At 56.6% G+C, this 24,087-nt stretch carries 25 protein-coding genes; 9 read left to right on the plus strand and 16 right to left on the minus strand.

Translation table 11 applies throughout. The annotated features are described in order from the left end of the window. Positions 1 to 29: 29 nt before the first annotated feature. The 6 genes from mdcE to ACMYSP_RS24055 all read right to left on the minus strand — a co-directional run bounded on the left by mdcE (position 30) and on the right by ACMYSP_RS24055 (position 5,859). The gene (gene mdcE, locus ACMYSP_RS24030; RefSeq protein ID WP_434587289.1) at positions 30 to 830 is read right to left on the minus strand and encodes a biotin-independent malonate decarboxylase subunit gamma; all 801 of its coding nucleotides are present in this window, start codon (positions 828 to 830) and stop codon (positions 30 to 32) included. After that, positions 830 to 1,663 (minus strand): biotin-independent malonate decarboxylase subunit beta, encoded by an 834-nt coding sequence (locus tag ACMYSP_RS24035; protein WP_434584555.1) that lies wholly within the window; start codon positions 1,661 to 1,663, stop codon positions 830 to 832. The genes mdcE and ACMYSP_RS24035 overlap by 1 nt, the downstream gene beginning before the upstream one ends. Next, the gene (gene mdcC, locus ACMYSP_RS24040) at positions 1,656 to 1,955 is read right to left on the minus strand and encodes a malonate decarboxylase acyl carrier protein (RefSeq protein WP_434584556.1); all 300 of its coding nucleotides are present in this window, start codon (positions 1,953 to 1,955) and stop codon (positions 1,656 to 1,658) included. The genes ACMYSP_RS24035 and mdcC overlap by 8 nt, the downstream gene beginning before the upstream one ends. 10 nt (positions 1,956 to 1,965) lie before the next feature. Continuing rightward, positions 1,966 to 2,826, minus strand: a complete 861-nt coding sequence (locus tag ACMYSP_RS24045) for a triphosphoribosyl-dephospho-CoA synthase (RefSeq protein ID WP_434584557.1) — start codon at positions 2,824 to 2,826, stop codon at positions 1,966 to 1,968. Next, positions 2,826 to 4,481: a malonate decarboxylase subunit alpha gene (gene mdcA, locus ACMYSP_RS24050; RefSeq protein ID WP_434584559.1), complete on the minus strand. Its 1,656-nt coding sequence runs from the start codon at positions 4,479 to 4,481 to the stop codon at positions 2,826 to 2,828. The genes ACMYSP_RS24045 and mdcA overlap by 1 nt, the downstream gene beginning before the upstream one ends. Before the next feature lie 346 nt (positions 4,482 to 4,827). Next, a complete protein-coding gene (locus ACMYSP_RS24055) occupies positions 4,828 to 5,859 on the minus strand; it encodes an AI-2E family transporter (RefSeq protein WP_434584560.1) in 1,032 nt (343 codons plus the stop codon). A gap of 562 nt (positions 5,860 to 6,421) precedes the next feature. Here ACMYSP_RS24055 and mdtJ point away from each other — a divergent pair. From mdtJ to ACMYSP_RS24070, 3 genes are all read left to right on the plus strand, one after another. Beyond that, positions 6,422 to 6,784 carry a multidrug/spermidine efflux SMR transporter subunit MdtJ gene (gene mdtJ, locus ACMYSP_RS24060; RefSeq protein ID WP_434587291.1) on the plus strand — a complete coding sequence of 121 codons (363 nt, stop codon included), beginning with the start codon at positions 6,422 to 6,424 and terminating at the stop codon, positions 6,782 to 6,784. Further along, on the plus strand, positions 6,771 to 7,100 hold the full coding sequence (gene mdtI / locus ACMYSP_RS24065; RefSeq protein ID WP_434584561.1) for a multidrug/spermidine efflux SMR transporter subunit MdtI: 330 nt from the start codon (positions 6,771 to 6,773) through the stop codon (positions 7,098 to 7,100). Before mdtJ ends, mdtI begins: the two co-directional genes overlap by 14 nt. 107 nt (positions 7,101 to 7,207) lie before the next feature. Then, positions 7,208 to 9,364 carry a putative bifunctional diguanylate cyclase/phosphodiesterase gene (locus tag ACMYSP_RS24070; RefSeq protein WP_434584562.1) on the plus strand — a complete coding sequence of 719 codons (2,157 nt, stop codon included), beginning with the start codon at positions 7,208 to 7,210 and terminating at the stop codon, positions 9,362 to 9,364. A gap of 3 nt (positions 9,365 to 9,367) precedes the next feature. Here ACMYSP_RS24070 and ACMYSP_RS24075 read toward each other — a convergent pair whose 3' ends face one another. Both ACMYSP_RS24075 and ACMYSP_RS24080 read right to left on the minus strand, forming a co-directional pair. Further along, positions 9,368 to 10,180, minus strand: coding sequence for a trypsin-like serine peptidase (locus ACMYSP_RS24075; RefSeq protein WP_123754506.1), 813 nt, complete (start codon positions 10,178 to 10,180; stop codon positions 9,368 to 9,370). A 652-nt stretch (positions 10,181 to 10,832) separates the two neighbouring features. Then, on the minus strand, positions 10,833 to 11,744 hold the full coding sequence (locus tag ACMYSP_RS24080; protein WP_434587293.1) for a LysR substrate-binding domain-containing protein: 912 nt from the start codon (positions 11,742 to 11,744) through the stop codon (positions 10,833 to 10,835). Between the two features lie 121 nt (positions 11,745 to 11,865). Between ACMYSP_RS24080 and ACMYSP_RS24085 the strand changes: the two genes are divergently transcribed. Continuing rightward, positions 11,866 to 12,474 (plus strand): LysE family translocator, encoded by a 609-nt coding sequence (locus tag ACMYSP_RS24085; protein WP_434584563.1) that lies wholly within the window; start codon positions 11,866 to 11,868, stop codon positions 12,472 to 12,474. 229 nt (positions 12,475 to 12,703) lie between these two features. On the opposite strand, the gene asr is transcribed toward ACMYSP_RS24085, so the two are convergent. Together asr and ACMYSP_RS24095 are read right to left on the minus strand one after the other, a co-directional pair. Further along, positions 12,704 to 13,126: an acid resistance repetitive basic protein Asr gene (asr, locus tag ACMYSP_RS24090; protein ID WP_434584470.1), complete on the minus strand. Its 423-nt coding sequence runs from the start codon at positions 13,124 to 13,126 to the stop codon at positions 12,704 to 12,706. 193 nt (positions 13,127 to 13,319) lie between these two features. Then, a complete protein-coding gene (locus ACMYSP_RS24095) occupies positions 13,320 to 14,807 on the minus strand; it encodes a carboxypeptidase M32 (protein ID WP_434584565.1) in 1,488 nt (495 codons plus the stop codon). A gap of 229 nt (positions 14,808 to 15,036) precedes the next feature. On the opposite strand from ACMYSP_RS24095, the gene ACMYSP_RS24100 reads away from it, so the two are divergent. Continuing rightward, a complete protein-coding gene (locus ACMYSP_RS24100) occupies positions 15,037 to 15,129 on the plus strand; it encodes a KPN_01571 family protein (RefSeq protein WP_004862449.1) in 93 nt (30 codons plus the stop codon). A gap of 34 nt (positions 15,130 to 15,163) precedes the next feature. Here ACMYSP_RS24100 and ACMYSP_RS24105 read toward each other — a convergent pair whose 3' ends face one another. Further along, on the minus strand, positions 15,164 to 16,414 hold the full coding sequence (locus ACMYSP_RS24105; RefSeq protein ID WP_434584566.1) for an MFS transporter: 1,251 nt from the start codon (positions 16,412 to 16,414) through the stop codon (positions 15,164 to 15,166). Positions 16,415 to 16,532: 118 nt separating this feature from the next. Here ACMYSP_RS24105 and ACMYSP_RS24110 point away from each other — a divergent pair, with 118 nt between their 5' ends. The 3 genes from ACMYSP_RS24110 to bioD all read left to right on the plus strand — a co-directional run bounded on the left by ACMYSP_RS24110 (position 16,533) and on the right by bioD (position 19,723). Then, the gene (locus ACMYSP_RS24110; RefSeq protein WP_434584567.1) at positions 16,533 to 17,441 is read left to right on the plus strand and encodes a LysR family transcriptional regulator; all 909 of its coding nucleotides are present in this window, start codon (positions 16,533 to 16,535) and stop codon (positions 17,439 to 17,441) included. A 118-nt stretch (positions 17,442 to 17,559) separates the two neighbouring features. After that, positions 17,560 to 18,780, plus strand: coding sequence for a sugar metabolism global transcriptional regulator Mlc (gene mlc / locus ACMYSP_RS24115; RefSeq protein ID WP_434584568.1), 1,221 nt, complete (start codon positions 17,560 to 17,562; stop codon positions 18,778 to 18,780). Positions 18,781 to 19,027: 247 nt separating this feature from the next. Beyond that, complete coding sequence (gene bioD, locus ACMYSP_RS24120) at positions 19,028 to 19,723, plus strand: dethiobiotin synthase (protein WP_434587295.1); 696 nt, start codon at positions 19,028 to 19,030, stop codon at positions 19,721 to 19,723. On the opposite strand, the gene clcB is transcribed toward bioD, so the two are convergent. From clcB to ACMYSP_RS24135, 3 genes are all read right to left on the minus strand, one after another. Then, on the minus strand, positions 19,676 to 20,971 hold the full coding sequence (gene clcB / locus ACMYSP_RS24125; RefSeq protein WP_434584569.1) for a voltage-gated ClC-type chloride channel ClcB: 1,296 nt from the start codon (positions 20,969 to 20,971) through the stop codon (positions 19,676 to 19,678). The genes bioD and clcB overlap by 48 nt on opposite strands. Before the next feature lie 169 nt (positions 20,972 to 21,140). Next, positions 21,141 to 21,749 carry a Tat proofreading chaperone DmsD gene (dmsD, locus tag ACMYSP_RS24130; RefSeq protein ID WP_434584571.1) on the minus strand — a complete coding sequence of 203 codons (609 nt, stop codon included), beginning with the start codon at positions 21,747 to 21,749 and terminating at the stop codon, positions 21,141 to 21,143. 162 nt (positions 21,750 to 21,911) lie between these two features. Then, complete coding sequence (locus ACMYSP_RS24135; RefSeq protein ID WP_434587297.1) at positions 21,912 to 22,175, minus strand: DUF1161 domain-containing protein; 264 nt, start codon at positions 22,173 to 22,175, stop codon at positions 21,912 to 21,914. Between the two features lie 136 nt (positions 22,176 to 22,311). Here ACMYSP_RS24135 and ACMYSP_RS24140 point away from each other — a divergent pair, with 136 nt between their 5' ends. Further along, positions 22,312 to 22,989: a YnfC family lipoprotein gene (locus ACMYSP_RS24140; protein WP_434587299.1), complete on the plus strand. Its 678-nt coding sequence runs from the start codon at positions 22,312 to 22,314 to the stop codon at positions 22,987 to 22,989. On the opposite strand, the gene speG is transcribed toward ACMYSP_RS24140, so the two are convergent. After that, positions 22,983 to 23,543, minus strand: coding sequence for a spermidine N1-acetyltransferase (speG, locus tag ACMYSP_RS24145; protein ID WP_434584572.1), 561 nt, complete (start codon positions 23,541 to 23,543; stop codon positions 22,983 to 22,985). The genes ACMYSP_RS24140 and speG overlap by 7 nt on opposite strands. Positions 23,544 to 23,603: 60 nt before the next feature. Continuing rightward, positions 23,604 to 23,945, minus strand: a complete 342-nt coding sequence (locus tag ACMYSP_RS24150; protein WP_434584574.1) for a DUF1283 family protein — start codon at positions 23,943 to 23,945, stop codon at positions 23,604 to 23,606. Positions 23,946 to 24,087: the final 142 nt, after the last annotated feature.

Raw genomic sequence — 24,087 nt, forward strand, 5'->3', positions numbered from 1 at the left:
CTTTTTTTACGTACTTCTGATGCTGCTCGTTACCAGCTGGCGCGCATCCGTTCGCGCACCAGGGCAGAGCTACGGCGATTTTCCGCGCCGAGACGGTTTTTCAATGTTGGATCTTTACGTGCATCTGCAATGGCCTTCTGCACGGTGATTTCCACCAGCGCGAGGTCAGCATCGGAAGGCGCATCCGGATTGCTGAGATTAAGCAGGTCGGAGAGCAGGCCGAGGGTGGCGAAGTTGCTGACGTCATAGGCCATCGGCGGAATGGTGGCCGCCAGTTTTTCCAGCGCCTCAACGGTACGCAGAGTGATGCGCGCGGCGGACGCTTTGCCCATCGCATGCACCAGCACGCCTTTGTCGTTAATGGCAATCAGGCGGTTGGCCTGGTAGCCGTGTGCCAGAAACGCCCCGGACATCGCCTTGCCGACAATCAGGCCGATCACCGGATGGCCGGCCAGACGGGCTTTTGCGTAAGCACCCGCGGCACCGGCCAGCGCCTGGTGAATGCCAAATGCTTCTTCACGACGGCCATAGGCCTGGCTCGGGACGTCGATCACCGCCACAATCGGGCGCTTCACGTCGTTTTTGGCGTCTGCATCGATGGTTTCATTGACCACTTTCGCCAGCGTCCAGCCTTCCAGCAGGCCCACTTCGCCTTTGGCGGCGCGCGGGTAGTGGTTGTGAGCATCTGGTACCACGGTGATAAAGCGCACGCTTTCCCCATTCAGTTCACCATCAGCGACCTGTACAGAAGGGCACAGGCCGCTCAGGCGCGGCGCATTCGGCGCCAGTTTTTCCAGCCATACGGCCCCACGGCTATTGGACTGAGTCATCATTTCACCTCCCGGGCAAAAAGCTGTTTGATCTGCGCGGTATCCGCCTGCAGACGGGTATCGAAGTTGGTCAGACGGGTCAGGTAATCGGCATATTTATCGCTGCGGTGCTGCGCCGGAACGCCTTTGGCAATGGCCTCATTCATCGCCGATTTCACCGCGTTGATGCCGTCACCGACCAGCGCATCGACCAGCCCACTGTCGTAGCGGATTTCGCCGCCGGTCATGCTCCAGATAAACGGCCGGTCGCGGGAGTCGTACTCTTCGATCCCCGCTTCCTGCTCGATAACCTGCGGGCCGTTGAGGCCCAGACGCGCTTCGCGGGTGACAATCAGGTAGCTGCACAGAGCGGCGGCGATGGACATCCCGCCGAAACAGCCGACGGTGCCGGCGATAATACCGACCACCGGGGTGTAGCGACGCAGGTCAACGATCGCTGCATGAATGTCCGCGATAGCCGCGAGGCCGAGGTTGGCTTCCTGTAACCGCACGCCACCGGTTTCGAGACACAGCACCGCCTGGGTCGGGATGCCGTTGCGGTTGTCTTCTGCCGCCAGTTCAAGCGCCGCCGCCATTTTGGCACCGGACACTTCGCCCATGCTGCCGCCCTGGAAGGTGCCTTCGATGGCGATCACCACCGCCGACTGGCCGTTGATGGTGCCGCGGGCAACCACCATGCCGTCATCTGACTGCGGCACCACGCCTTGTTGCGCGAGCCACGGGGACATAATGCCTTCGAACGGGTCGAGCAGTTCACGGTAGCTGCCATCGTCCAGCAGCGCGTGGGCGCGTTCACGGGCCCGTAATTCAATAAAGCTGCGGTCGTTACGCATGGGCAACCTCCTCAAAAACCTGTTCGATACGAATGCGCGCCACGCCGGGCGTCGCGCCGAAATCGTGAATAATCAGCGTGCCGGCAGGCAGGCCGTTGATCAGGTTCAGACGGTCAAACAGCGCGTTCCAGCGACCGCTGCTGTTGTCCACGGAGGTGGTGATATCAATGCTGAGCGTATCCCCGGCTGCTGCGGTGAACAGCACTTCCATATCACCGGAGCCGACGACGCCTGCCAGGGCTTTACCGTTGTAGGTATGGCTGGCAGGGAATGACAATGTAATGTGTTCCATAACATCCTCTTTAAATTGAGCAAGACGCGGGCTGGCATACCCTGTCGAGAAACAGCGTGGCGGCGAGCAGATCGGCGGCGCCGCCTGGCGATGCGTTCAGTGAGAGCATCTGCACGTCGAGACGGGCGAGCGCGTTGCGCCCCCGGGCTGTGGCGCTGCCGCCCGCGTTCAGCACCGCACGGGCTCCGTTCTGCATCGCTTTGAGGCCGGGCATCCCGGCACGGGAAAGCACGCAGGTATCGCTGAGCGAGGTCATGATCGCCATCAGCGCATCGAGTCGGGCTTCGCTCTCGTTCGCCCCCATTGCACGGCTGCGTAACAGTTGCGGCAACGCGAGCTGCATCACGTGCGGAAACGCCTGCTGCGCCTCTTCACGTGCACCTGGCACCCGGTACTGATGCGTGGCTTTCAGCCCTTTACTGAAGGTCTTTGGTGCGGCACCGTCCGGCAGTCGGGCGAGCAGGGCTGCGGATTGTGCAATCTGCTGTGCGCCTGCGTTACCGCCATGCATCGCCACGGCGCTGACCAACAGGCCAAGTGCCCAGATAGCACCGCGATGGGTATTCACGCCATCTGTGGCGGTCATCATCTGCCGTTCGCCTTCGCGCCCTAAACGGCCGACGGTTTCGCGCAGGGCGATATCGGCGGGTCGCTGCCAGCTCTGCTGAGCCAGGTGCAGAAACGTTGGGGTCAGGCTGCGCGCCGAGCGCTCCATCAGATCAAGCGAAAGGTCGTGATGGGCACCGTTTCCCCGGCTGTCCACCAGACCCGGCTTCGGGCTTAATCGCGCTTCGTCGATCAGGCAGTCGCGGGCGATGAACGCCAGCTTTTCGGCCTGTACCTCGGCATAAGTCTGTGACAGGAGTTTCATTACCAGCTCCGGAATTTCGCAGGTGGGTTGTACAGACCGTCGGACCATTCGACCAGATCGGCCACGCTACCGGCGGCGAGCAGGGAGCGGGTGGCGTCGCTGCGGCGGATACCGATATCTTCCGGATAGACCACTTTGCCGCTCTTACGCAGGTCGGCAACGCGCTTCGCGTCCACGCCAAGGCCGATATCGGTGATCCCGGCGACCGCGGCAACCATTGCCCGGCGTTCTTCGAGGCTTTCTGCCCGGTAGAGGTAGGCAATACCTTCTTCGGTTAACACGTGCGTCACGTCATCGCCATAAATCATCACCGGCGCTAACGGCATGCCGGAGGCTTTGGCGACGTCAACCGCATCGAGTTTTTCTACGAAGGTCGGTTTCGCGCCGGCCTGGAAGGTTTCAACCATCTGCACCACCAGCTTTTTGCCGCGCTGCATCGGGTCCGGTTCGGTGATCATGTTCAGCCAGGCCGGAGTGGCATGACGGCGACCGTGCGGGTCGTGGCCCATGTTCGGCGCGCCGCCGAAGCCGGACAGACGCCCACGCGTGACGGTGGAGGAATTCGCGAGGCCATCCACCTGCAGGGTCGAGCCGATGAACATATCGACCGCGTACTGGCCTGCCAGCTGGCAGAAAGCGCGGTTGGAGCGCATCGAGCCGTCGGCGCCGGTAAAGAACACATCGGGGCGGGCGCGGATATACTCTTCCATCCCCAGCTCGCCGCCGAAGCAGTGCACGCTCTCCACCCAGCCGCTTTCAATCGCCGGGATCAGCGTTGGGTGCGGGTTGAGGGTCCAGTGCTTACAAATTTTGCCTTTCAGGCCGAGTTGTTCGCCGTAGGTCGGCAGCAGCAGTTCGATGGCGGCGGTGTTAAAGCCGATGCCGTGGTTCAGGGACTGCACCTGGTGCTCGGCGTAGATGCCTTTAATCGCCATCATCGCCATCAGGATATGTTCTTGCTTAATCAGGCGCGGGTCGCGGGTAAACAGCGGTTCGATAAAGAACGGCTTGTCGGCCACCACCACGTAATCAATCCACGAGCCGGGAATATCGACGCGCGGCAGATCGCACTCGTCATCCACCAGTTCATTAACCTGCGCAATGACAATGCCATCGTGGAAGGCGGCGGCTTCTACCAGCGCCGGGGTATCTTCAGTGCTGGGCCCGGTGTAGAGATTACCTTTGCGGTCGGCTTTGTAACCGGCAATCAGCGCGACGTTCGGCGACAGGTCGACGTACAGGCGGGAGTAAAGTTCGATGTAGGTATGAATCGCGCCAATTTCCAGCAGACCATCTTCCAGCAGCTGCGAAATACGCAGGCTCTGTGTACCGGAGAACGAGAAATCCAGTTTGCGGGCGATGCCTTTTTCAAACAGATCCAGGTGCTCGCTGCGCCCGACGCTGGGCATAATCATGTGCAGGTCGTGGATCTTTTGCGGGCTCACTTCCGCCAGCATACGGGAGAGGAAATCGGCCTGTTTCTGGTTATTCCCCTCCAGCACCACGCGGTCGCCGGGGGCGAGAAGATGTTCCAGCGCATTGACCAACTGGTCAGTGGGGATAACCTTACCGGAGACATTCGCGGCGGCCAGTCGGCGCTGCTTTTCCGTCCGGCGACGGTTCCAGACCCGTCCCGTCGTTTGTTCGCCATTCATTATTAACCTCCTGATTCGACAAATCGTTTTGATTGTCATTGTGTGGAAGTTAGTGTGCGACGAGCGGGGCAGTGCATCAATTAAGCCCGGGAACAGATCGTTAGCCTGAGAGTAATAATTCCCTGAGTAATTATGTGACGGCGATCGAAGCAGGAAGTCTGGGGGTGGACTACGGGAAAAGCAAAATAAACGACACGTTTACCGCATTCTTCATGCAGTAGTCTCTATGCTGACAGCGGGTATTCGCATTAACCAAGGATAGATATGAACAACTAACCGCTGGCGGCATTGCACCGCCAGCATGCACCTATATGCCCAAAATAACTCAGGCTGTTGACGGGGATCCCTACTTACTTAAATCGCTCAGTAGTACCGCAATACTTTGTCCGCTGGCGCTCTGCTCGAGCGCAATTTTCACTATGATGGTCAGCGGTACGGAGAGCAGCATGCCGACCGGTCCCAGCAGCCAGCCCCAGAAAATCAACGACAGAAACACCACCAGGGTGGAAAGCCCCAGCCCACGCCCCATGATCCGCGGCTCGAGGATATTGCCGAAGACGATGTTGATCACCAGATATCCGGTGAGCACCACCAGCGCGTCATACAGGCCACCAAACACCATGACCTGCAAAATGGGCGGGATTGCCGCCAGAATCGAACCGATATTGGGAATATAGTTCAGCGCAAATGCCAGCAGGCCCCACATAAAGGCGAATCGCACATCCAGCAGCGCCAACATCGCCCAGACCACCAGCCCGGTGACCAGACTGATGGCGGTTTTTAATACCAGGTAGCGCGAGACGCTGTCGAGGGCGCGCTGAATGGCCCCCATACCTTCTACCGGTCTCGACATCAGCTGCTGCAGTTTGGCAGGAAGCTGCGGGACTTCCAGCAGCATAAACACCACCGTCAACAGCAGCAGGAAGATCGATGACATGGCGTTGGACAGCTGGGTCAGCAGGCTGGTCACCATCGTCATGACCGCATTGGGGTCAATATATTTATTCAGCTCCACCACCGATACGCTAAAGCCAAAGCGCTGAAGCCAGGGGGTGACGGTATGCACCGGCTCGGAGAGCGAGCTGCGGTATTGTGGCAGGGTTCGCGCCAGCTCATTAAGTGACGTCGCGAGCGATGCCAGCAGGATCACCGCCAGCATCACGATGGTGCCGATCAGCAGCACGATGGCCAACACCCGGGGCACCCGACAGCGCATCATCAGGTGGACCACCGGGTTGATCACCACCGCCAGAAACAGCGCCAGCACGAAGGGGACAATGATATCTGCCGCGAAGCGGATACCGGTGAGAATGATGACCAGCATGCCCAGCATGATGACTATCTTTAATCCATTAAGAGTGATGATGGGTTTGGCCATAGGTGTCCCTGAGAATAAAACCGGTTTTTCTCACAGTGTAGCGTCGGATGCCGGACAAAAGGCAGCAAAAAAACCACAAAAAAAGCCGCTGGCAGCAAGAGTATAAGCCCCGAATAAGCGTCTTACCGTGAAGAAAACAACCCGGTCATTAAAATAAAAATGTGCACGCGCCATCATAATGACGATTGACATCAGAAAAAGCTAATCTAAATCAAATACCAGGCGTAAAGAAGTGCAAAGGCTTTGAGAGTAAAAGGGCGTTATGGTACAAATTAAGGGTGATTAACTCTCGAGGACAATATTCATCCGCAATGATGAGAAGCAATACCGCGGATAATTGTAATTTTATGGACAATCAGTTCACCCTGTTTATTTCAGCATCTGTTTGCGATTCCCTTCCTGACAGCCGCTTTGACGGCGAGCAACACTGGCGCTCTGCGCTTTAGTCCTTCTCCTCTGCCTGAGCTGGCGCACTGCGCACGGCTAAATCTACGCCAGATTTTTTCGGTCTGCCAAAGTGGCAAGCCGTCATGGATTATATTCTCATGCAGGAGAACGGATGATGTTTTATTGGATTTTATTAGCTCTCGCTATTGTTGCTGAAATTATCGGCACACTCTCTATGAAATGGGCCAGCGTCAGCGGTGGTCACCTTGGTTTTATTTTGATGCTGGTGATGATCGCTGTTTCCTATATTTTCCTGGCCTTTGCGGTTAAAAAAATCGCCCTCGGGGTGGCCTATGCGTTATGGGAAGGTATCGGCATTTTATTGATTACCTTATTCAGCGTGACGCTGTTTGATGAGTCCCTGTCGCTGGTCAAAATTGCCGGTCTGACGACGCTGGTCGTCGGGATTGTACTGATTAAGTCCGGCACCCAAAAGGTCGAGAAACAGCCGGAGGAGTTGACGCATGCAACAGTTTGAATGGGTGCATGGCGCCTGGCTGGCGCTGGCCATCGTGCTGGAAATTGTCGCTAACGTCTTTTTGAAGTTTTCCGACGGTTTTCGCCAAAAAATGTACGGAATTCTCTCTTTGCTGGCGGTGCTTGGTGCCTTCAGCGCGCTCTCCCAGGCGGTGAAGGGGATTGACCTGTCAGTGGCCTATGCCTTGTGGGGCGGATTCGGGATTGCCGCCACCCTCGCGGCAGGCTGGATCCTGTTTGGTCAGCGCCTGAATTATAAAGGCTGGCTCGGCGTGATCCTGCTGGTGAGTGGGATGGTCTTAATTAAACTGGCGTAATGTGATGCCGCCTGCATATGCGGGCGGCAAAATTTGTTCTCTGTAGTATTCTTTAAAAAAAGAGTGCGGGCGGCGGGTTTATCTTTGGCCGTAAGAGAGGACTGATAATGGTAAATTTGCCTGGCTGGCGCAATCTCCCCTCTGCTAAAACCCTGTCGGTAATGATCTTCCTTGCCGGGATCGGCCTGATTGTTTCGATTATTTCACTGCTCTATTTTTCCCAACATCTGATCGGCATTAAAACTAACGAAATTGACAAGCATCGCTCGATCCTCTCCGTGGATGGCGCGGTGCAAACCTCGGTAAGTCGCGTACTGTCGTTAGTCCAGGACAATTCAATCTGGGATGACGCCGTGAGACAAACCTACGCCCCGGTGCTGAATACCAACTGGCTTTATGATTCCTGGGGCTCCGGATTCAAAATTGACGATCTCTACGACGGAATGTTCGTCCTCGATCAGCATTATCAGGTGTTGTGGGGATCGTTTCGCAGCAAGGCGCTTAATGACACCGATATTCGCTTCTTTGGCAGCGGTCTGCGGGCATTAATTACCCGGCATGCTGAAGCATTGCGCAGCGGCAAGAGCGCCTATGCCGGCATTACCCGTACTCAGGCGGGGATTGCCTTTATCGGAATCGGACTGATACGCCCGTCAATGGGGCGTTTGCAGGTGCACGATGATACACGCCGTTATCTGGTCGTCACCCGGCATATCAATGCGGATATCCTGGAAAAACTCGGGAATACCTTTCAGATCCGCGGGTTGCATGCGACAGAACGCGGCGGTGAGTATAGCGTTCCGTTACGCACCAGCGCCGGTGAGACTGTCGGATATCTCAGCTGGCAGCCGCGACTGCCGGGTGCGGAAGCGGCGCATGCAGCATCGACCGGTATTCGCCTTATCGCCTTTCTGGCTGCCAGCCTGATCCTGCTGTTTATTCTGTTGAGCTGCCTCGGGCTGTATAAGCTGTCGTGCGGTGAGAAACTGGCGCGGCAGATAGCCATGACCGACTGGCTCAGTAAATTACCCAACCGCCGGGCGCTGTTCGGGCGACTCAACCAGATATGCGAAAAGACCCAGCACGACGTGCAGTGTGTCGTATTTATCGACCTTGATGGTTTTAAAGATGTGAATGACAACTATGGCCATGAGGTGGGAGATGCGCTGATTGCGCATATTGCCCGCGAGCTTCAGGATCGCGTCCCGCCCGACGGCCTGCTTGCGCGGATGGGTGGAGATGAATTCGCCATGTCCGTCGGCGGAGAGCAGTCGATAGCACAGGCGTCGGCTTTTGCGTGGGCAGTGCTGGAAATGCTGAAGTCGCCGGTGGCGATTGGCGAGCGCAAAATTTATATCAGCGCCAGTATCGGCATCGCCAGCGGTACGCCGGCCACGTGCTCCAGCACCGAACTGTTTCGCCGCGCCGATATTGCCATGTATCACTCGAAAAAATCAGGCAAAGGGCGCACCACCTGGTACGATGAGAGCCTCAACGATACCCGACAGTATCAGCTCAATATTGAAAACGGCATCCGCCAGGGGCTGGAAAATGAGGAGTTCGATGTCTGGTATCAGCCGATCGTCAACGCCGATACGCTGGTGGTGGTGGGTGTGGAAGCGCTGCTCCGCTGGCCCCGTCGCCCAGAAGGCCCGCTACCGCCGGATGCCTTTATCGGCATTGCGGAAAGCAGCGGGCTGATTTATGCCCTCGGCCAGTTTGCCCTCTATCGTGCCTGCAGCGATCTGCGTGCGCTGGACGATTTAATGCTGTCGGTGAATATCTCTCCGGCGCAGTTTCGCGACCCGGAATTTGAATCACGGGTGGTCCAGGTTCTGGCCCGCTGTCACTTTCCAGCCCGTCGGTTGCAAATTGAAGTGACCGAAAGCTATGTGATGGAGAATCCGGCCCGTGCGCTGGCGGCGATAGAGAATCTCAAGGCGCTGGGGACGTCGGTGGCGCTGGATGATTTTGGCATCGGTTACTCCAGCATTGGCTACCTGCGGAGCTTTCATTTCGATACGCTCAAAATTGATAAATCGCTGGCCGGCGTGGTCGATGTCGATGCTCAGGCCGCAGAGCTGGTGCGCGGGACCGTGCGGATCGCCGGGGCGCTCGGGATGACGGTGGTTGCCGAAGGGGTCGAGAACCAGCAGCAGCTGGCGCTGCTGCGTCGGGCCGGATGCCATCGCTTACAGGGGTTTTACTTTAGTGAACCGATGCCCATTGCCTCATTACGGCAGCTGCGCCAGCAGCAGGGCTAGCGGTTATTCTCCGGCCAGCGTTTCCAGCTTGTCACGAAAACCAGTCACCGAGATGGCGCGGTTATCCGCCCGCCAGCGATCTTTCGGCCCCGGAGCCGAGCTCTGGACGGCAATCACCTGCCAGCCGCTATCGGTTTTCAGCAACAATGGTGAACCGCTGTCACCAGGCAGCGTGTCGCACTGGTGCGACAGGACCGTGGTCTGCGCCCAGCCGGTGACGATGCAATCCTGATGGGTGTAGAGATTATCCAGATGGTCTTCCGGATAGCCCGACTGCGTGACTTTGCGTTCGGCGACTTTCAGCGCGGCGGTGAGATCGGCCTTATCGCCGCTAAATAACGGGATCGGGGTGATGCCTGAAGGCGCATAGCGCAGGACGATCAGGCCAAAATCCCACGGGGCAGCAGCCGAGGGGACAATCCAGCCGTCGCCATCTGCTTTCAGCCGTTTGCCCAGCGATGGGTCAACGCGCCCCTCAATGCCGTGAATTTCATACACCCAGCCACCTTTGCGTGAGATAAAGCGCAGGGCTACCGCCTTATCCGGTTTGCCTTTTGGCGGAGTCAGCAGGCAGTGGCCCGCCGTCAGCGCCAGATGGGGTGAAATCAGGGTGGCGGTACACAGATTGCCGCTGGCCGTTTCTAACTGACCGATGGCATCCCAGGGCTCTTCAGCAGGATTGTTGACCGGTTTTCGATCGTCATGACCAAAAAAAAGCGTCTTGATATCTTTTGCGCTCATGCTGTCATCATCAGCGTGAGCAAACGGGGACAACAAACAAAAAGAACACAACAACAACAGTACGTCTTTGCGCATATTACTCTCTGGGGAGAAATTATGTATATACATCTCATCCTTTATCCCTTAGAGACTGGGGAGGATGAATTTGTGTATATTGACAGTAGCAGGAGATTTAAGTTTATGAAAGTTAACAGTAATTTTAATTAAGCGAAACGCGATTAAAATCCCGCCAAAACGCCGCATTTCCGTACAATAATGACGATAACTCAAATGGTTAGCGCTTTTGTACCACGTGGTTATTTCCGCAGAAAGCGTGGCAGGAAGCAACATAAATCAGGTTACGGTACGTACCAAATGCGCAGGGTATGCTTCAGGTGCGAGATGGGGTTTTATTTGTAAAGTTGTTGGGCGGGTGATGACGCTAAATCGACATAAACATGAATGCATTCATCGGATAACGCACATTCTTACAACCTTAGCAGTTACTTTCAAAGCGAAACATTTTCTCACGGCAATTATTGTTATTCCTGTTTCCCGTTGAACAAACAGAGATGTTGTCCCGGTGATGATAGCTCCAGTTTCTTATCTCCGGTTTCGGGAGGATCTATGTCGAAAAAAGGTATTCGTGCGTTAGTGTATGTTTCTCTCGCCTCGATTTTTATCTGGGGTGCAGCAGGCTATCTGGTGGTGCAGGCGGTGCAGGTGATGTAAGCCGGCGTTTCTGATGTTAATTCGCCTCCTTTCCCCGGCGCTCGATGCCGGTGGGAAAGGGGGCGGGAAGATGTTCACGCAAAAACAGGTACAAGTGTTCCACCGCTTGCTCGTTACGCGTAGCCTTCGGCCAGACCAGATAATAGCCGTCGCCCGTGGCGACTGCCTGAGCAAACGGCGCGACCAGCAGACCGCTGTCGATGGCCTCGAGGCTCAATAAAAGATCCCCCACCGATACCCCATGTCCACTCATCGCTGCCATATTTCCTTGATCCAGACTGTCGAAGACGATTCCCCGACTAAGGTCTGTCGGCGTCTGCGGATCGATCTCCTGCAACCAGCGCCGCCAGTCACGGCGGTCGGGTGTGGGATGGATCAGCGGGCAGGCGGTTAAATCCTCGCGCGCGGCCTCCACCATGGCCGGCGCGCATAGCGGGATCAGCCATTCGGCAAACAGCAGCGCGTGTCGGGTGTCTTCGCCAAAGTGGCCATCGCCGAGCAGGATCGCGCAATCATAAGGTTCACGGGCAAAATCGACGCTGTCCCGGTCCATCCACACGCTGCTCATCTCGATAACTGGCTTTTGATGCTGCTGACGAAACTGTTGCAGCACCTTCAGCAACCAGCGCATCGTTAAGGTGGAGGGTGATTTCAGGCGGAGCTTTCCTGCCTGCTGGCGCAAAGTCTGGCAGGCTCTGTCGATGGCGGCGAAATTTTCCTCCAGCGCATGTGCCAGCTGGCGACCTGCCTCGCTGAGCGTCACCTTTGGTCCCTGACGGATAAACAACTGACAATCGAACCAGGCTTCGAGCGTACTGATATGGCGGCTGACGGCGCCGGGGGTAACGTGCAGCATCGCGGCAGCCTGGCTAAAGGAGCCCAGCCGGGCGGCGGTAGCAAAAGCGCGTAGCGCATACAGCGGCGGCATCGACACGCGGTTCATCCTCAATGATGAGTAAAACTCACATTCAAGCTCAGCACAGATCGTTTTTCAACTCTTAATTCAAGGAATAAAATAGACGACCTGAAAAGAAGAGTGAGTTTATATCATGAACTATGCATTGCTGATGGGGTATGGCCTGACGGTGCTGGCCCTGATTGCCACGCCGGGACCGGTTGTGGTGCTGGTCACCGACGCCGCGACGCGTCACGGTTATCGTTGCGCGTTATATACCATGGCCGGGAGCAATCTCGCATCGCTATTGCTGATTGCCGTCGCCGCCGCGATGTTGCGCGGGGTGGTGGCTATCCATCCGGATATGCTGACGCTGCTGGCCGCCGCCGGGTCTTGTTATATTGCGTGGCTGGCCGTCGGGATGCTGCGAGGATCCCAGTCGGCATCGGCTGCTTCGGCGCGACGCGGTGGGTGGCTGATGGGGTTTGTGACCGGGGTGAGTAATCCCAAGGACATTCTGTTTTTTGTCGCGTTTTTTCCGCTGTTTATTCCCGTCACTGCGGATCCTGGACTGAGCCTTGTTTTGTTAACCGTGATTTGGCTGGTTATCGACCTGAGCGTGCTGTCGCTCTATATCTTTGCAATTCGTCGCTGGTTGAACGCCGCGCATCGCGATCGTGTCACCACCATATCCGCCGGCTTTTTGCTGCTTTTTGCACTGTATGGTCTGGGCTACAACGGCTGGGCATGGCTAGGCCGGTAGACGCGATTCGGTCATGGAGTGAAATGCAAAAAAGCGTGAAGGAATACAAAGGATTGTGGGTTAGGCGGCCACCGGGTTAGTACAGGAAAAAGCGGGTGGCAATCACTGCGCAGAGGATTAATAAGACCAGGATGAGCTCGAAACGATAGCGCCGCAGCATAATGCCCTCCAGAAAAAAAACGGCGCTGAAACAGCGCCGATTTATGATTCATCCGACGGAGCGGAAGAATTATGCAGCTGGCTGTGCAGCCGGTTTAGCAGCCTGATGTTTGGTGGTTTTGTGGTGCTTTTTAGCCGCCTGCGCTTTCTGTGCTACTGCAGGTTTGGTCGCAGCTTTGTGGTGCTTTTTAGCCGCCTGTGCTTTCTGTGCTGCTGCAGGTTTAGCTGCCGCTTTGTGGTGTTTCTTAGCGGCCTGAGCTTTCTGCGCTACCGCAGGTTTGGCTTCGGCTTTTTTGTGTTTTTTGGCAGCCTGAGCTTTCTGCTCGGTGGCTGGTTTAGCCGCAGCTTTGTGGTGTTTTTTGTGATGCGTGGTTTTGGCAGTGGTGCTGTGAGCAGCAGCCGGAGCCTGAGTGGTGCTTACTGCATCAGCAGCGAAAGCAGCAGAAGACAGACCCATAGCAGCGGCAACGACCAGAGCTAATACTTTTTTCATTCTGATATCCTCGAATTTGTTTCTTCAGTGAACCCCACTGCGGGGCCGTTGAAAACACTATATGCCGCTCTTATCCGGCTTTCCGTGAGTGTTTGGTATCGGCGTGTAACCATATGTACAACGTGGCACTGCCGGGACGACAACGAGGATAACGTCGGGATGATGGCGCCGGGGAAACCCCGGCGCGACAGGCTTACAGGTAACGTGAGGTCAGGTGCTGGCGGAAATAATCGCTGTTCAGGTCCTCGCCGGTGGCGTTGGTAATCAGCTGCGAGGTGGTGAACCGACTGCCGTGCTGCCATATATTCTGTTGCAGCCAGGCAAACAGCGTGGAGAAATCACCGCTGGCAATGTTGGCTTCCAGCTGAGGTAGTGCGCGTTTCGCCGCGGCCATCAGCTGTGCGGCATACATTGCGCCGAGCGTGTAGGAAGGGAAATAACCGAAACCGCCGTCGGTCCAGTGGATATCCTGCATGCAGCCATTGCGGTAATTGCCGGTGGTGGAAAGACCCAGCCAGCTTTGCATTTTTTCATCCCATAAGGCCGGAATATCGTCGACTTCAATATCGCCATCGATCAGCGCGCGTTCAATTTCATAGCGCAGAATGACGTGCGCCGGATAGCTGACTTCATCGGCATCCACACGGATAAATCCGGGTTTGACGCGCTGGTTCCAGGCAATGAAATTGTCGCTGCTGAAGGCTGACTGATCGCCGAAGCGCTGGCGAACGGCTGGCAACAGACGTTTCAGGAAGGCGTCACTGCGCCCGAGCTGCATTTCAAAAAACAGGCTCTGTGATTCGTGAATTGCCGTTGAACGGGCGAGTGCCACCGGCTGGTCGAGCCATTTGCGCGGCAGGTTCTGTTCATAGCGCGCATGGCCGGTTTCATGTATCACCCCGAACAAGGCGCTGAGCAGGTCGTCTTCGTTATAGCGAGTGGTGATCCGCACATCCTGCGGGACGCCGCCGCAGAATGGGTGGGCGCTAATATCAAGGCGTCCGCTATCAAAATCGAAGCCGAGGATGCGCATCGCCTCGAGACCCAGTTCACGCTGTTCTGCCACCGGGAACGGACCCTGCGGTGCGACGGGCGGTTGCTGCGCCTGTTTTTCGACAACGTCAGCCAGCAGGGCGGGTAGCCAGGATTTGAGATCGGCAAACAGCACATCCAGGCGCGCGCTGGTCATATCCGGTTCGAAAATATCCAGCAGGGCGTCGTAGCGTGAGCCCCCTTTGGCCGCGGCGCGGATGCTGGCCTCTTCGCGGCTCAGTTTCACCACTTCACGCAGGTTCTCGGAGAAACCTTCCCAGTCGTTGGCCGGGCGCTGGCTACGCCAGGCGTGCTCGCAGCGGCTGCCTGCCAGGGATTTGGCTTCCACCAGACTTTCCGGCAGCAGCGCCGCCTGTTCATACTGGCGGGTCATTTCACGCAGGTTGGCCTGTTCAACGTCATTCAGATCTTCTTGCAGCGCGTTGCGCAGTGCCTGAGCCACGCTGCTGTCCGTCAAAATCTGATGCTGCAACACCCCCAGTTCCGCCAGTGCGGCGCCTCGTGCGGCACTGCCGCCCGGTGGCATCATGGCGAACATATCCCAACCGGCGATGGCGCCGAGATGCGAGAAGCGGGAAAGACGCTGGAACGTGCGGGTAAGCTGCTGATAATTTTTGTTTTCAGTCATGTGTATTCTGGCCTGTTGCGAATGAACGAAAGGCGTAGCCCGTATCGCTCTACACTATCCTGATCTGTGCCAATCTGCCAGACGGAGGGCACAGGTTGGCGCAGTACTATTTATCGCCAGGCGCTGGCAGGATCGAAATATTGTCACAATGGTATGGTCAAGATAGCGGATTAATTTTTAACCAGCAGCTACACTTGTTGAAGCGCAGGCCGCTGCTGTGAGGGGTACTATGAATCCGTTCACCATGCTGTTTATTGCACTGCTCTCAATTGATGCCGTCAGGGAACTCCTGGGGGCGTCGTCGGTATTGGGCATGTGGTGACAGACGTGGCCGATGAAGGCCACGTACAGAGCCGTTAACTCAGACGTTTGTGCAGACAAACGCCAGTAAGAAGTGCTGCTGTTAGCATGAGTGCGATAAATCCACCCACGCCATTCCAGCCATAGTTGTGCCAGAAAATTCCTCCTAACGTCCCCGCGATGCTGGACCCCAGGTAGTAGCTGAACAGATACAATGATGACGCCTGACCCCGAGCGCGACGCGCACGCGGGCCAATCCAGCTGCTGGCGACCGAGTGGGCGGCGAAGAAGCCTGCCGAGAACAGCAGCATGCCGGCGAAAATCAGCCACAGGGAGGAGAACAGGGTTAGTATCAGCCCGGCCAACATGACCCCGACAAACCCCAACATCACCGGCCCGCGGCCAAAGCGCGCGGTCATGGCGCCGGCTTTTGGCGAACTCCAGGTCCCGGTCAAATAGGCCACTGAGAGCAGGCCAACCACCGCCTGGTTCAGCGACCATGGGGACATCATCAGGCGATAGCCGATGTAATTAAACAGGGTTACAAAGGAGCCCATCAGCAGGAAACCTTCGAGGAACAGCAGCGGCAGGCCGCGATCGCGCCAGTGCAGACGGAAGTTGATCAGCAGCGATTTTGGTCGTAATGAGGTCGGGCGAAAGTGGCGTGATTCCGGGAGGATGCGCCAGAACATGATTGCTGCCGCAAGGGCAAAGCAACTGATTACCGCCAGCGCCACGCGCCAGCCAAAAAAGTCGGTGAATACCCCGGTCAGCAGACGGCCGCTCATCCCGCCGATGGAGTTGCCGCTGATGTACAGCCCCATTGAAAAAGCCACCACGCTGGGGTGAATTTCTTCACTCAGATAGGTCATCCCGACCGCCGCCACACCGCTCAGCGACAGGCCAATCAGCGCCCGCATAATCAATATTCCGTGCCAGCTGGACATCATGGTCGACAGCAGCGAGCAGCATGATGCCAGCACCAGCGCGGTGACCATGACCTGTTTACGGCCGATCGCATCGGATAACGGGCCGGTAAACAGCAGACCAATGGCCAGCATGGCGGTGGAGATGGATAACGATATGCTGCTGCTGGCTGGCGTGACGCCAAATTCTGTTGAAAGCACTGGCAGAATTGGCTGTACGCAATAGAGCAAGGCGAAGGTGGCCAGACCGGCAGAGAACAGCGCCAGAGTGACGCGAATAAACTGGGGGGTACCGCGTTTAATAAACTGATTTGGCTGGGAGATAACATTGTCGATGACTTCGCTTGCCGGCACGCTGTCAACGGTAGTTGTACGACTCACGGAAAAATCCTTGCTGAGAACACAGAGTTATGTGATGTCACAGATCACACTTCTAAGGGTATGAAAAGGCGAATATTCTGTCTAATATATTAATAATCTCAAATAAGACGTTTAAGATATGAATATCGAACTACGCCATCTCCGCTACTTTATTGCCGTCGCTGAAGAGCTGCATTTTGGCCGGGCGGCGGCACGGCTGAATATTTCGCAACCGCCATTAAGCCAGCAGATTCAGATACTTGAACAGCAAATTGGCGCGCGGCTGTTCGCCCGCACCAACCGAAGCGTCAGCCTGACGGCGGCGGGGCGACAGTTTCTGGTCGACAGTCGATACATTCTTACTCAGGTGGATGATGCCGCCGCGCGGGCGGGGCGGCTGCATCATGGCGAAACCGGCGAGCTGCACATCGGCTTTACCTCTTCCGCGCCGTTCATCAAACCGGTCTCCGACACGCTGTCGACCTTTCGGCGTCGCTATCCGGACGTGCATATCCAGACCCGGGAAACCAACACCCGTGAGCAGATCGTGCCGCTGAATGAGGGGGCGCTCGATCTGGGGCTGATGCGCAACACCCAGCTTCCGGAAACGCTGGTCTGGGAGAGGGTGCTGCGTGAGCCGTTGCTGGCGATGGTGCCGAGCGATCATCCGCTGGCCCGTCAGGAGGCGGTGAGTCTGGCAGAGCTGGCGCGCGAGCCGTTTGTCTTTTTTGACCCGCACGTTGGCACCGGGCTGTATGACGACATTCTGGGGCTGATGCGGCGCTACGGATTAACACCGACGATTGCTCAGGAAGTCGGGGAGGCGATGACCATTATCGGGCTGGTGGCGTCCGGGCTGGGCGTTTCTATTTTACCGGCATCGTTTAAGCGGGTGCAGATTAATGAAATGCGCTGGTTGCCGATTAAAGAACAGGATGCGGTATCGGAAATGTGGCTGGTGTGGTCGAAGCACCATGAACAGAGTCAGGCGGCGCAACGCTTCCGGGAATACCTGCTTGCCGCCTCTGCGGTCATAAATTCAGACTAAATATTGTCAAAAATGTGCAGTAAATCACAAGGCTAAGTAAAAATTTGACGAGTGCCCTCGAAGTGCTTCACCATAGCAAAAAGTTTATTTCGAAGCGCGAAAATAAAGGGAGTCAACGGTGGTAGCGGACAGTCAGCCAGGCCATATCGATCAAATAAAGCAGACCAATGCCGGCGCCGTTTATCGCCTGATTGATCAGCTTGGCCCGGTGTCGCGTATCGATCTGTCACGCTTTGCGCAACTGGCCCCGGCCAGCATTACCAAAATTGTGCGTGAAATGCTGGAAGCGCACCTGGTGCAGGAGACGGAAATTCAGGATCCGGGTAGCCGCGGGCGTCCGGCCGTTGGCCTGATGGTTGAAACCGAAGCCTGGCACTATCTCTCCGTACGTATCAGCCGCGGTGAAATCCATCTGGCGCTGCGGGATCTGAGCAGCAAGCTGGTGGTGGAAGAGCAGCTCGAACTGGCGCTTGAACATCCGCAGCCTTTTTTGACGCGGGTCGTCGAACACATCGACAAATTTTTTATTCGTCATCAAAAGAAGCTGGAACGCCTGACGGCCATCGCCGTCACCATGCCGGGGATTATTGATACCGAAAATGGCGTTATCCACCGGATGCCGTTTTATGATGATGTCCAGGATCTGCCGCTGGGCGAGGTTCTGGCAAGTCGCACCGGGGTTTCCGTTTATATTCAGCATGATATTAGCGCCTGGACCATGGCAGAATCGCTGTTTGGTGCGTCACGCGGCGCGCGTGATGTCATTCAGGTGGTGATCGATCATAACGTGGGTGCCGGCGTGATCACCGACGGCCGCCTGCTGCATGCCGGCAGCAGCAGTCTGGTGGAGATTGGCCATACCCAGGTCGACCCGTACGGTAAGCTGTGCTACTGCGGCAACCACGGCTGCCTTGAGACTATCGCCAGCGTTGAGAGCGTACTGGAGCTGGCGCAGGTGCGGATGGCTAAATCAATGAGCTCAATGCTGCATCAGCAACCGCTGAGCGTAGAGTGGCTCTGTCAGGCGGCCTTGCAGGGCGATTTGCTGGCGCGGGATATTATCAGCGGCGTCGGGCAGCACGTTGGGCGTATTCTGGCGATCATGGTGAATCTGTTTAACCCGCAAAAAATTCTGATCGGCTCGCCTTTTAGCCAGGCGGCGGATATCCTGTTTCCGGCAATATCTGACTGCATCAGACAACAATCTCTCCCGGCCTACAGCCGGCATATCGCCGTCGAAAGTACCCAGTTCTCTAACCGGGGAACGATGGCCGGCGCTGCTCTGGTCAAAGATGCGCTCTATAACGGATCTTTGTTGATTCGACTGTTACAGGGTTAACATTTTCCCGTCGTCGCACCAAAAATTGCGCTATCTCAAGCTGATATTCACCAGCTTCGCGTAAACTTTTCCCCACACTTTATTATTTTGTCTTTATATACCCAAAATAATTCGAGTTGCTTGTAGGCAGCAAGGCCGTAAATCCCCACGAGCTTACTCAGGTAAGTGACTGGGGTGCACGGGTGCAGCCAACACCCAAGCAACTTGAAGTATGACGGGGATAACCAACATAACCGTGGGGTTAATGATGTTTAAGCGTTTCTTTATAACAGGTACTGACACCGCTGTCGGCAAGACGGTGGTTTCCCGTGCGCTGTTGCAGGCACTTGCTGCCAGCGGCAAAAGCGTCGCGGGATACAAACCTGTGGCGAAGGGCAGCAAAGAGACGCCGGACGGATTGCGTAACAAAGATGCGCTGATTTTACAAAGCGTGTCGACGCTGGCGTTACCGTACGATGCTGTCAATCCCATCGCGTTAAGCGAAGATGAAAGCAGCGTGGCCCACAGCAGCCCGATCAACTACGGTCTGTTGACCGACGGCCTGCAGCGCCTGAGCGGGCAGGTGGATCACGTGGTGGTCGAAGGCACCGGCGGCTGGCGTAGCTTAATGAACGACCTGCGTCCTCTCTCCGAATGGGTGGTGCAGGAGCAACTGCCGGTATTGATGGTGGTCGGGATTCAGGAAGGCTGCATCAACCACGCGCTGCTGACCGCACAGGCTATTGCCAACGACGGTCTGCCGCTGATTGGCTGGGTGGCTAACCGTATTAACCCGGGGCTGGCGCACTATGCGGAAATCATCGATGTGTTGAGCAAAAAGCTGCCGGGGCCGCTGATTGGTGAACTGCCGTATCTGCCGCGTGCCGAACAGCGCGAGTTAAGCCAGTATATTGATTTACCCATGCTCGGCAGCGTGATGACGGTAGATCGAATCCTCGCGTAAGGTCCTTGAGAGCACCGACGCCAGCACGCTGGCAATCAGCAAACCGGGCAGTAACGCATACTGTCCGGTCATTTCACAAATCATCAAGGTTGACATGATCGGCGCGTGCGTCGTAGCCGCCAGAAAGGCCGCCATTCCGGTCAAACCAATCAGAATTGCCATCCCCTGATCGTAATGCAGCCATAGCCCGCTGAGGTTAGCAAACAGCATCCCCATCCCCAGACCGACGAACAGCGTCGGTGTGAAGACTCCGCCCGGTGCGCCAGAACCACTGCTGGCAAATACCGCAATCACTTTACACACAAAGACCAGCGCGATAGCGCTGAACAGCGGCGGCGATTGCAGATAATGTTGTACCGTGCTGTAACCATTGCCCCAGACCGCCGGCGTTATCAGCGACAGCAGGCCGACGATCAGGCCGCCCAGCGCCAGCTGGAAGGGCGGCGAGAGACCCGCGCGCAAAAATCCCCGGTGACTGGCGCTCATCATGGCAATAAACAGTGGACCGCAGACCCCAGCCAGCAGCCCGGTAGCCAGCATCATCGCATAGTGAAGGGTGGTAAGCGGTTCATTGAACACCACCTGATACAGCGGTGTCGGGCCGCCGTTCAGCAGTTGGGTGACCAGCAGAGCGACAACCGCGGAAATGACCACCGGGCCGAGCGACGCCAGCATCAGGGTGCCGAATAAAATCTCGGCGATAAACAGGCTTCCGGCTAACGGGGCGTGATAGGCGCTGGCCATCCCGGCAGCAGCGCCGCAGGCGACCCACAGTTTCCATTCCGCCTTTGGCGTAAAGCGCCGGGCAAACAGCGATGCGGCCAGCGCGGCCAGCAGTATCATCGCCCCTTCACGGCCAATAGCGCTACCGGTGGTGACCACCAGCAATGACGCCAGGGATTTGATCAGGCTGGCGGGCGTATCAAACTGACCATCGCCGGTCTCCAGCGCTTCCATATAGTCGGTGGGGGCATGAGGGCGCTGGCGGGTCTGGCGCTGCCAGAGCCACAGCAGGGTGCCGGCAGCCAGGCCGCCCGCCGCAGGGGTTAGCAGCCGACGCCATCCTGGCAGCGCCTCAGCGGCATTGACCAGGCTTCCGCTATGATCGTTGAGGAAAAGGCCTTCCAGCGCGCCCATCGCCAGATGGAACAGCGCGACGGCAAACGCCGCCAGAATGCCCACCAGGGTGGCAATCAGCAGACGGCGGAACATGACCGGAACATCGGGGTAGTGATGGAGACGATGCATCAGTGGGTACGGGTAGCAAGAATCATGTGCTTATTGTGATAGGAAATAAGCTTAGACGCAAAAGCGATAAGTGTGTCTGACGATGTCATATCGCACTCAGAATAAGACAGGATTTATCGGGGCGCTGAGAAATAACGGCCAAACGGAGAATATCCACATGGCCGACCGCTTAGCGATACAGTGGTTTATCGGCGACAGCCACCGGCAACTGAGTCTGCCATTCGGCCAACGTCGCCTGGGTCAACTGGCCGAGAGTCTGGTAAAAAGGATGTTCAGCCCCGGCGACAAACTGCTCCAGAAAGCGCCCCGACCAGGGAAGCAGATGCCAGGCAAGCAGTTGATGAAATGCCTCGTCCTGCCCGGACTCGCACAGCCAGGCCGCCAGTAACAGCAGCGTGCCAAAGTGATCTTCCGGCTCCTGACTCTGCGCCGCGTGAGCGATACCGTTAGCGCGCATCCACTCGCGCAATGCCAGCGTCGAATCACCGAACAGCACGTTCTCTCTATCCAGCCACACGGATCCCCACGGCGGTGCCGGCAGCGCCCACGGCCCGATAAACAGCCGCTGCCAGGCGTCGGCGAGCGGTTCATCGCTCTCGCGGGCAAACCCGGCTACCGGCACCTTTGTCAACGGGAAGGGCCACTGCGACAGCCAGCTGCCGTCGCGCAGGGCGTTCACCAGCGCGGCGGCCTGCTCGCTATCCGGCGGGAATGAAAAGAGTGCACCCAACGTGCGGGCGCTTAATGCGACGGCGTCGCGGTATTGCGGTTGCATCATGTTTCCTGGTTCCTTACTGCGGCGCGGGCCTGTAACCCATGGCTAAACGCGCCGAACGGTGTTTTCGACCATCCGGGGGAGCCATCATACGCAAGGCGGGGAAGAAGGATATTATCCCGCGTCAACTCCGGGAGAATATCCTTCACCTGAAATGCGTGGGTGTTACTGGGCGTCGCTTTCGGCACCAGAAGAACGGGTGTAAGTAATTTTGAAAGTGTCGTTGGCGCAGTGACCAACCACCTGAGTACCGGGCTGGTCAGGCTGGTCGTTCGGCACGATCGCTAAGCTAAAGCCTGACGCCGGCACGCCGTTGTTGACGATTTTTTGCTGGATATCGTTTTTCACGCGCTCGCAGGAATCGGGGGCAGCCAGCACGGAGGTTGAACCCAGCAGCAGAACCACACATAGCCAGGGTGAGCGTTTCATCATAGACTCCTTTGTTCAATTCATCTGGTTTTAAGCATAGCAGAACTGGTGTAAACAATTGTATTTGCTACTATGATTGTAATCTCCACAAAAGGAATCTGGCGTGAACAAACGGTTTTTGCTGATATCGGCGGTAATGGTCCTGAGCGCCTGTGATAAGCCGGCGTCGCCGCAAGCATTTACGCCGGAAATGGCGAGCTTTTCTAATGAGTTTGAGTTCGACCCCCTACGGGGGCCGGTGAAGGATTTTAGCCAGACGCTTTTCGACGAGCACAACGAAGTGGTGAAGCGGGTGAGCGCCCATATGTCCAGCGAGGGCTGTTTCGATCTGCTGGATTTTGAAGACCGGGAAAACAAAACTGGTGCGACGCTGCTGCTGGACGCCAACTTTTATCTTGATGCCAGAACCCGCGAGAAGCGTCTGCGTTTGCAGGGAAAATGCCAGCTGGCTGAGCTGCCGTCTGCGGGTATTGTCTGGGACACGGACGATAACGGCTTTGTGATCTCGGCGCGGGGTAAAGAAACCACCGCAACCTACCACTATGACAGCGAAGGCTATCCAACCGGGAAAACCACGGTGGCGAAAGATGAGCGTTTTACGGTGCTCTCCACGCCGGTGTCTGACCCGCGTAAAAAACTGGATTACACGGCGACCAGCACCTTCAATGACCGGCAGTTGGGGAGCGTGCGTCAAACCTGCGATTACGATCGCCATGATAACCCGGTGGAGTGTGAACTTCAGGTGATCGACGATAGCGTGCAGCCGCCATTGACCCGTCGATACACCATCAAAAACAGCATCGAATATTACTGAGCAGTCGGTTTCAGCAGCGTCTGACCCTGGCTGCGGTGTTCGCTGATGTACTGATGCTGGAACAGACACATGCGAATGGTATTGCGATACTCGCCGTTGATGAAAAACTCATGAATAAGCTCGCCCTCGACCATAAACCCGAGTTTGCGGTAGATGTGGATCGCTTTTTCATTTTCGCTGTCGACGATCAGATACAACTTGTACAGATTGAGGACCGTAAAGCCGTAATCCATCGCCAGCTTCGCCGCCCGCGTTGCCAGCCCTTTACCCTGATAATCGGGTGAAATGATTATCTGAAACTCGGCGCGGCGGTGGACGTGGTTAATCTCGACCAGCTCGACCAGCCCGGCTTTTTCCCCGTCGCATTCAATCACAAAGCGGCGTTCGCTCTGATCGTGAATGTGTTTATCGTACAGATCGGACAGCTCCACGAAGGCTTCGTAAGGCTCTTCAAACCAGTAGCGCATCACGCTGGCATTGTTATCAAGCTGATGGACAAAGCGTAGGTCTTCGCGCTCCAGCGGCCGCAGTTTAATGGTATGAGCGTCAGGCATGATGGTTCCTGTAGATATTGGCGAACAGGGCGCCCGCAGGCGCCAGACATGAGTGATGGATTAAGGTGTGATAGTACGGCCGGTGCGGCGATCGAGGCAGCGTAGGGTGTTGGGTTCCCAGTACGCATTTACGTTCGCGCTTTTCTGGCAGTTATCCTGAGCATCAAAAGCGACGTCGGCCTTATCCCACTCCTTCTCGGTGCGGGTATTGACTTTCTGGCGCAGTGAACGGGTGTCGTTCCACTGCTCTTTTTCCATGGTGGCCTGCTGACGGCTTTGCGCGCTATCGCCGGACTCAATCACCAGCTTGTTGGTTTGCGCAAAAGACGACGCGGTAAACACCACGGCGCTGACAGCCAGCATCGCCGTCAGGCACCAGCGTTTTTTTTGTGTCATTTTCATCACGATTTCCTTTGAGTGATAGCCCTGCGGCCATCTTCAAGTTTACTACATCTCCTATCGACGGCATACCCGACAAAAGAGTGCGGACACCGGGGATTATCGCGTAACATGGGCTAACCAACCAATCTCTTTACCTGTCTTT

This window comes from Klebsiella sp. R390 (assembly GCF_051131745.1).
Taxonomy (GTDB): Bacteria; Pseudomonadota; Gammaproteobacteria; order Enterobacterales; family Enterobacteriaceae; genus Klebsiella.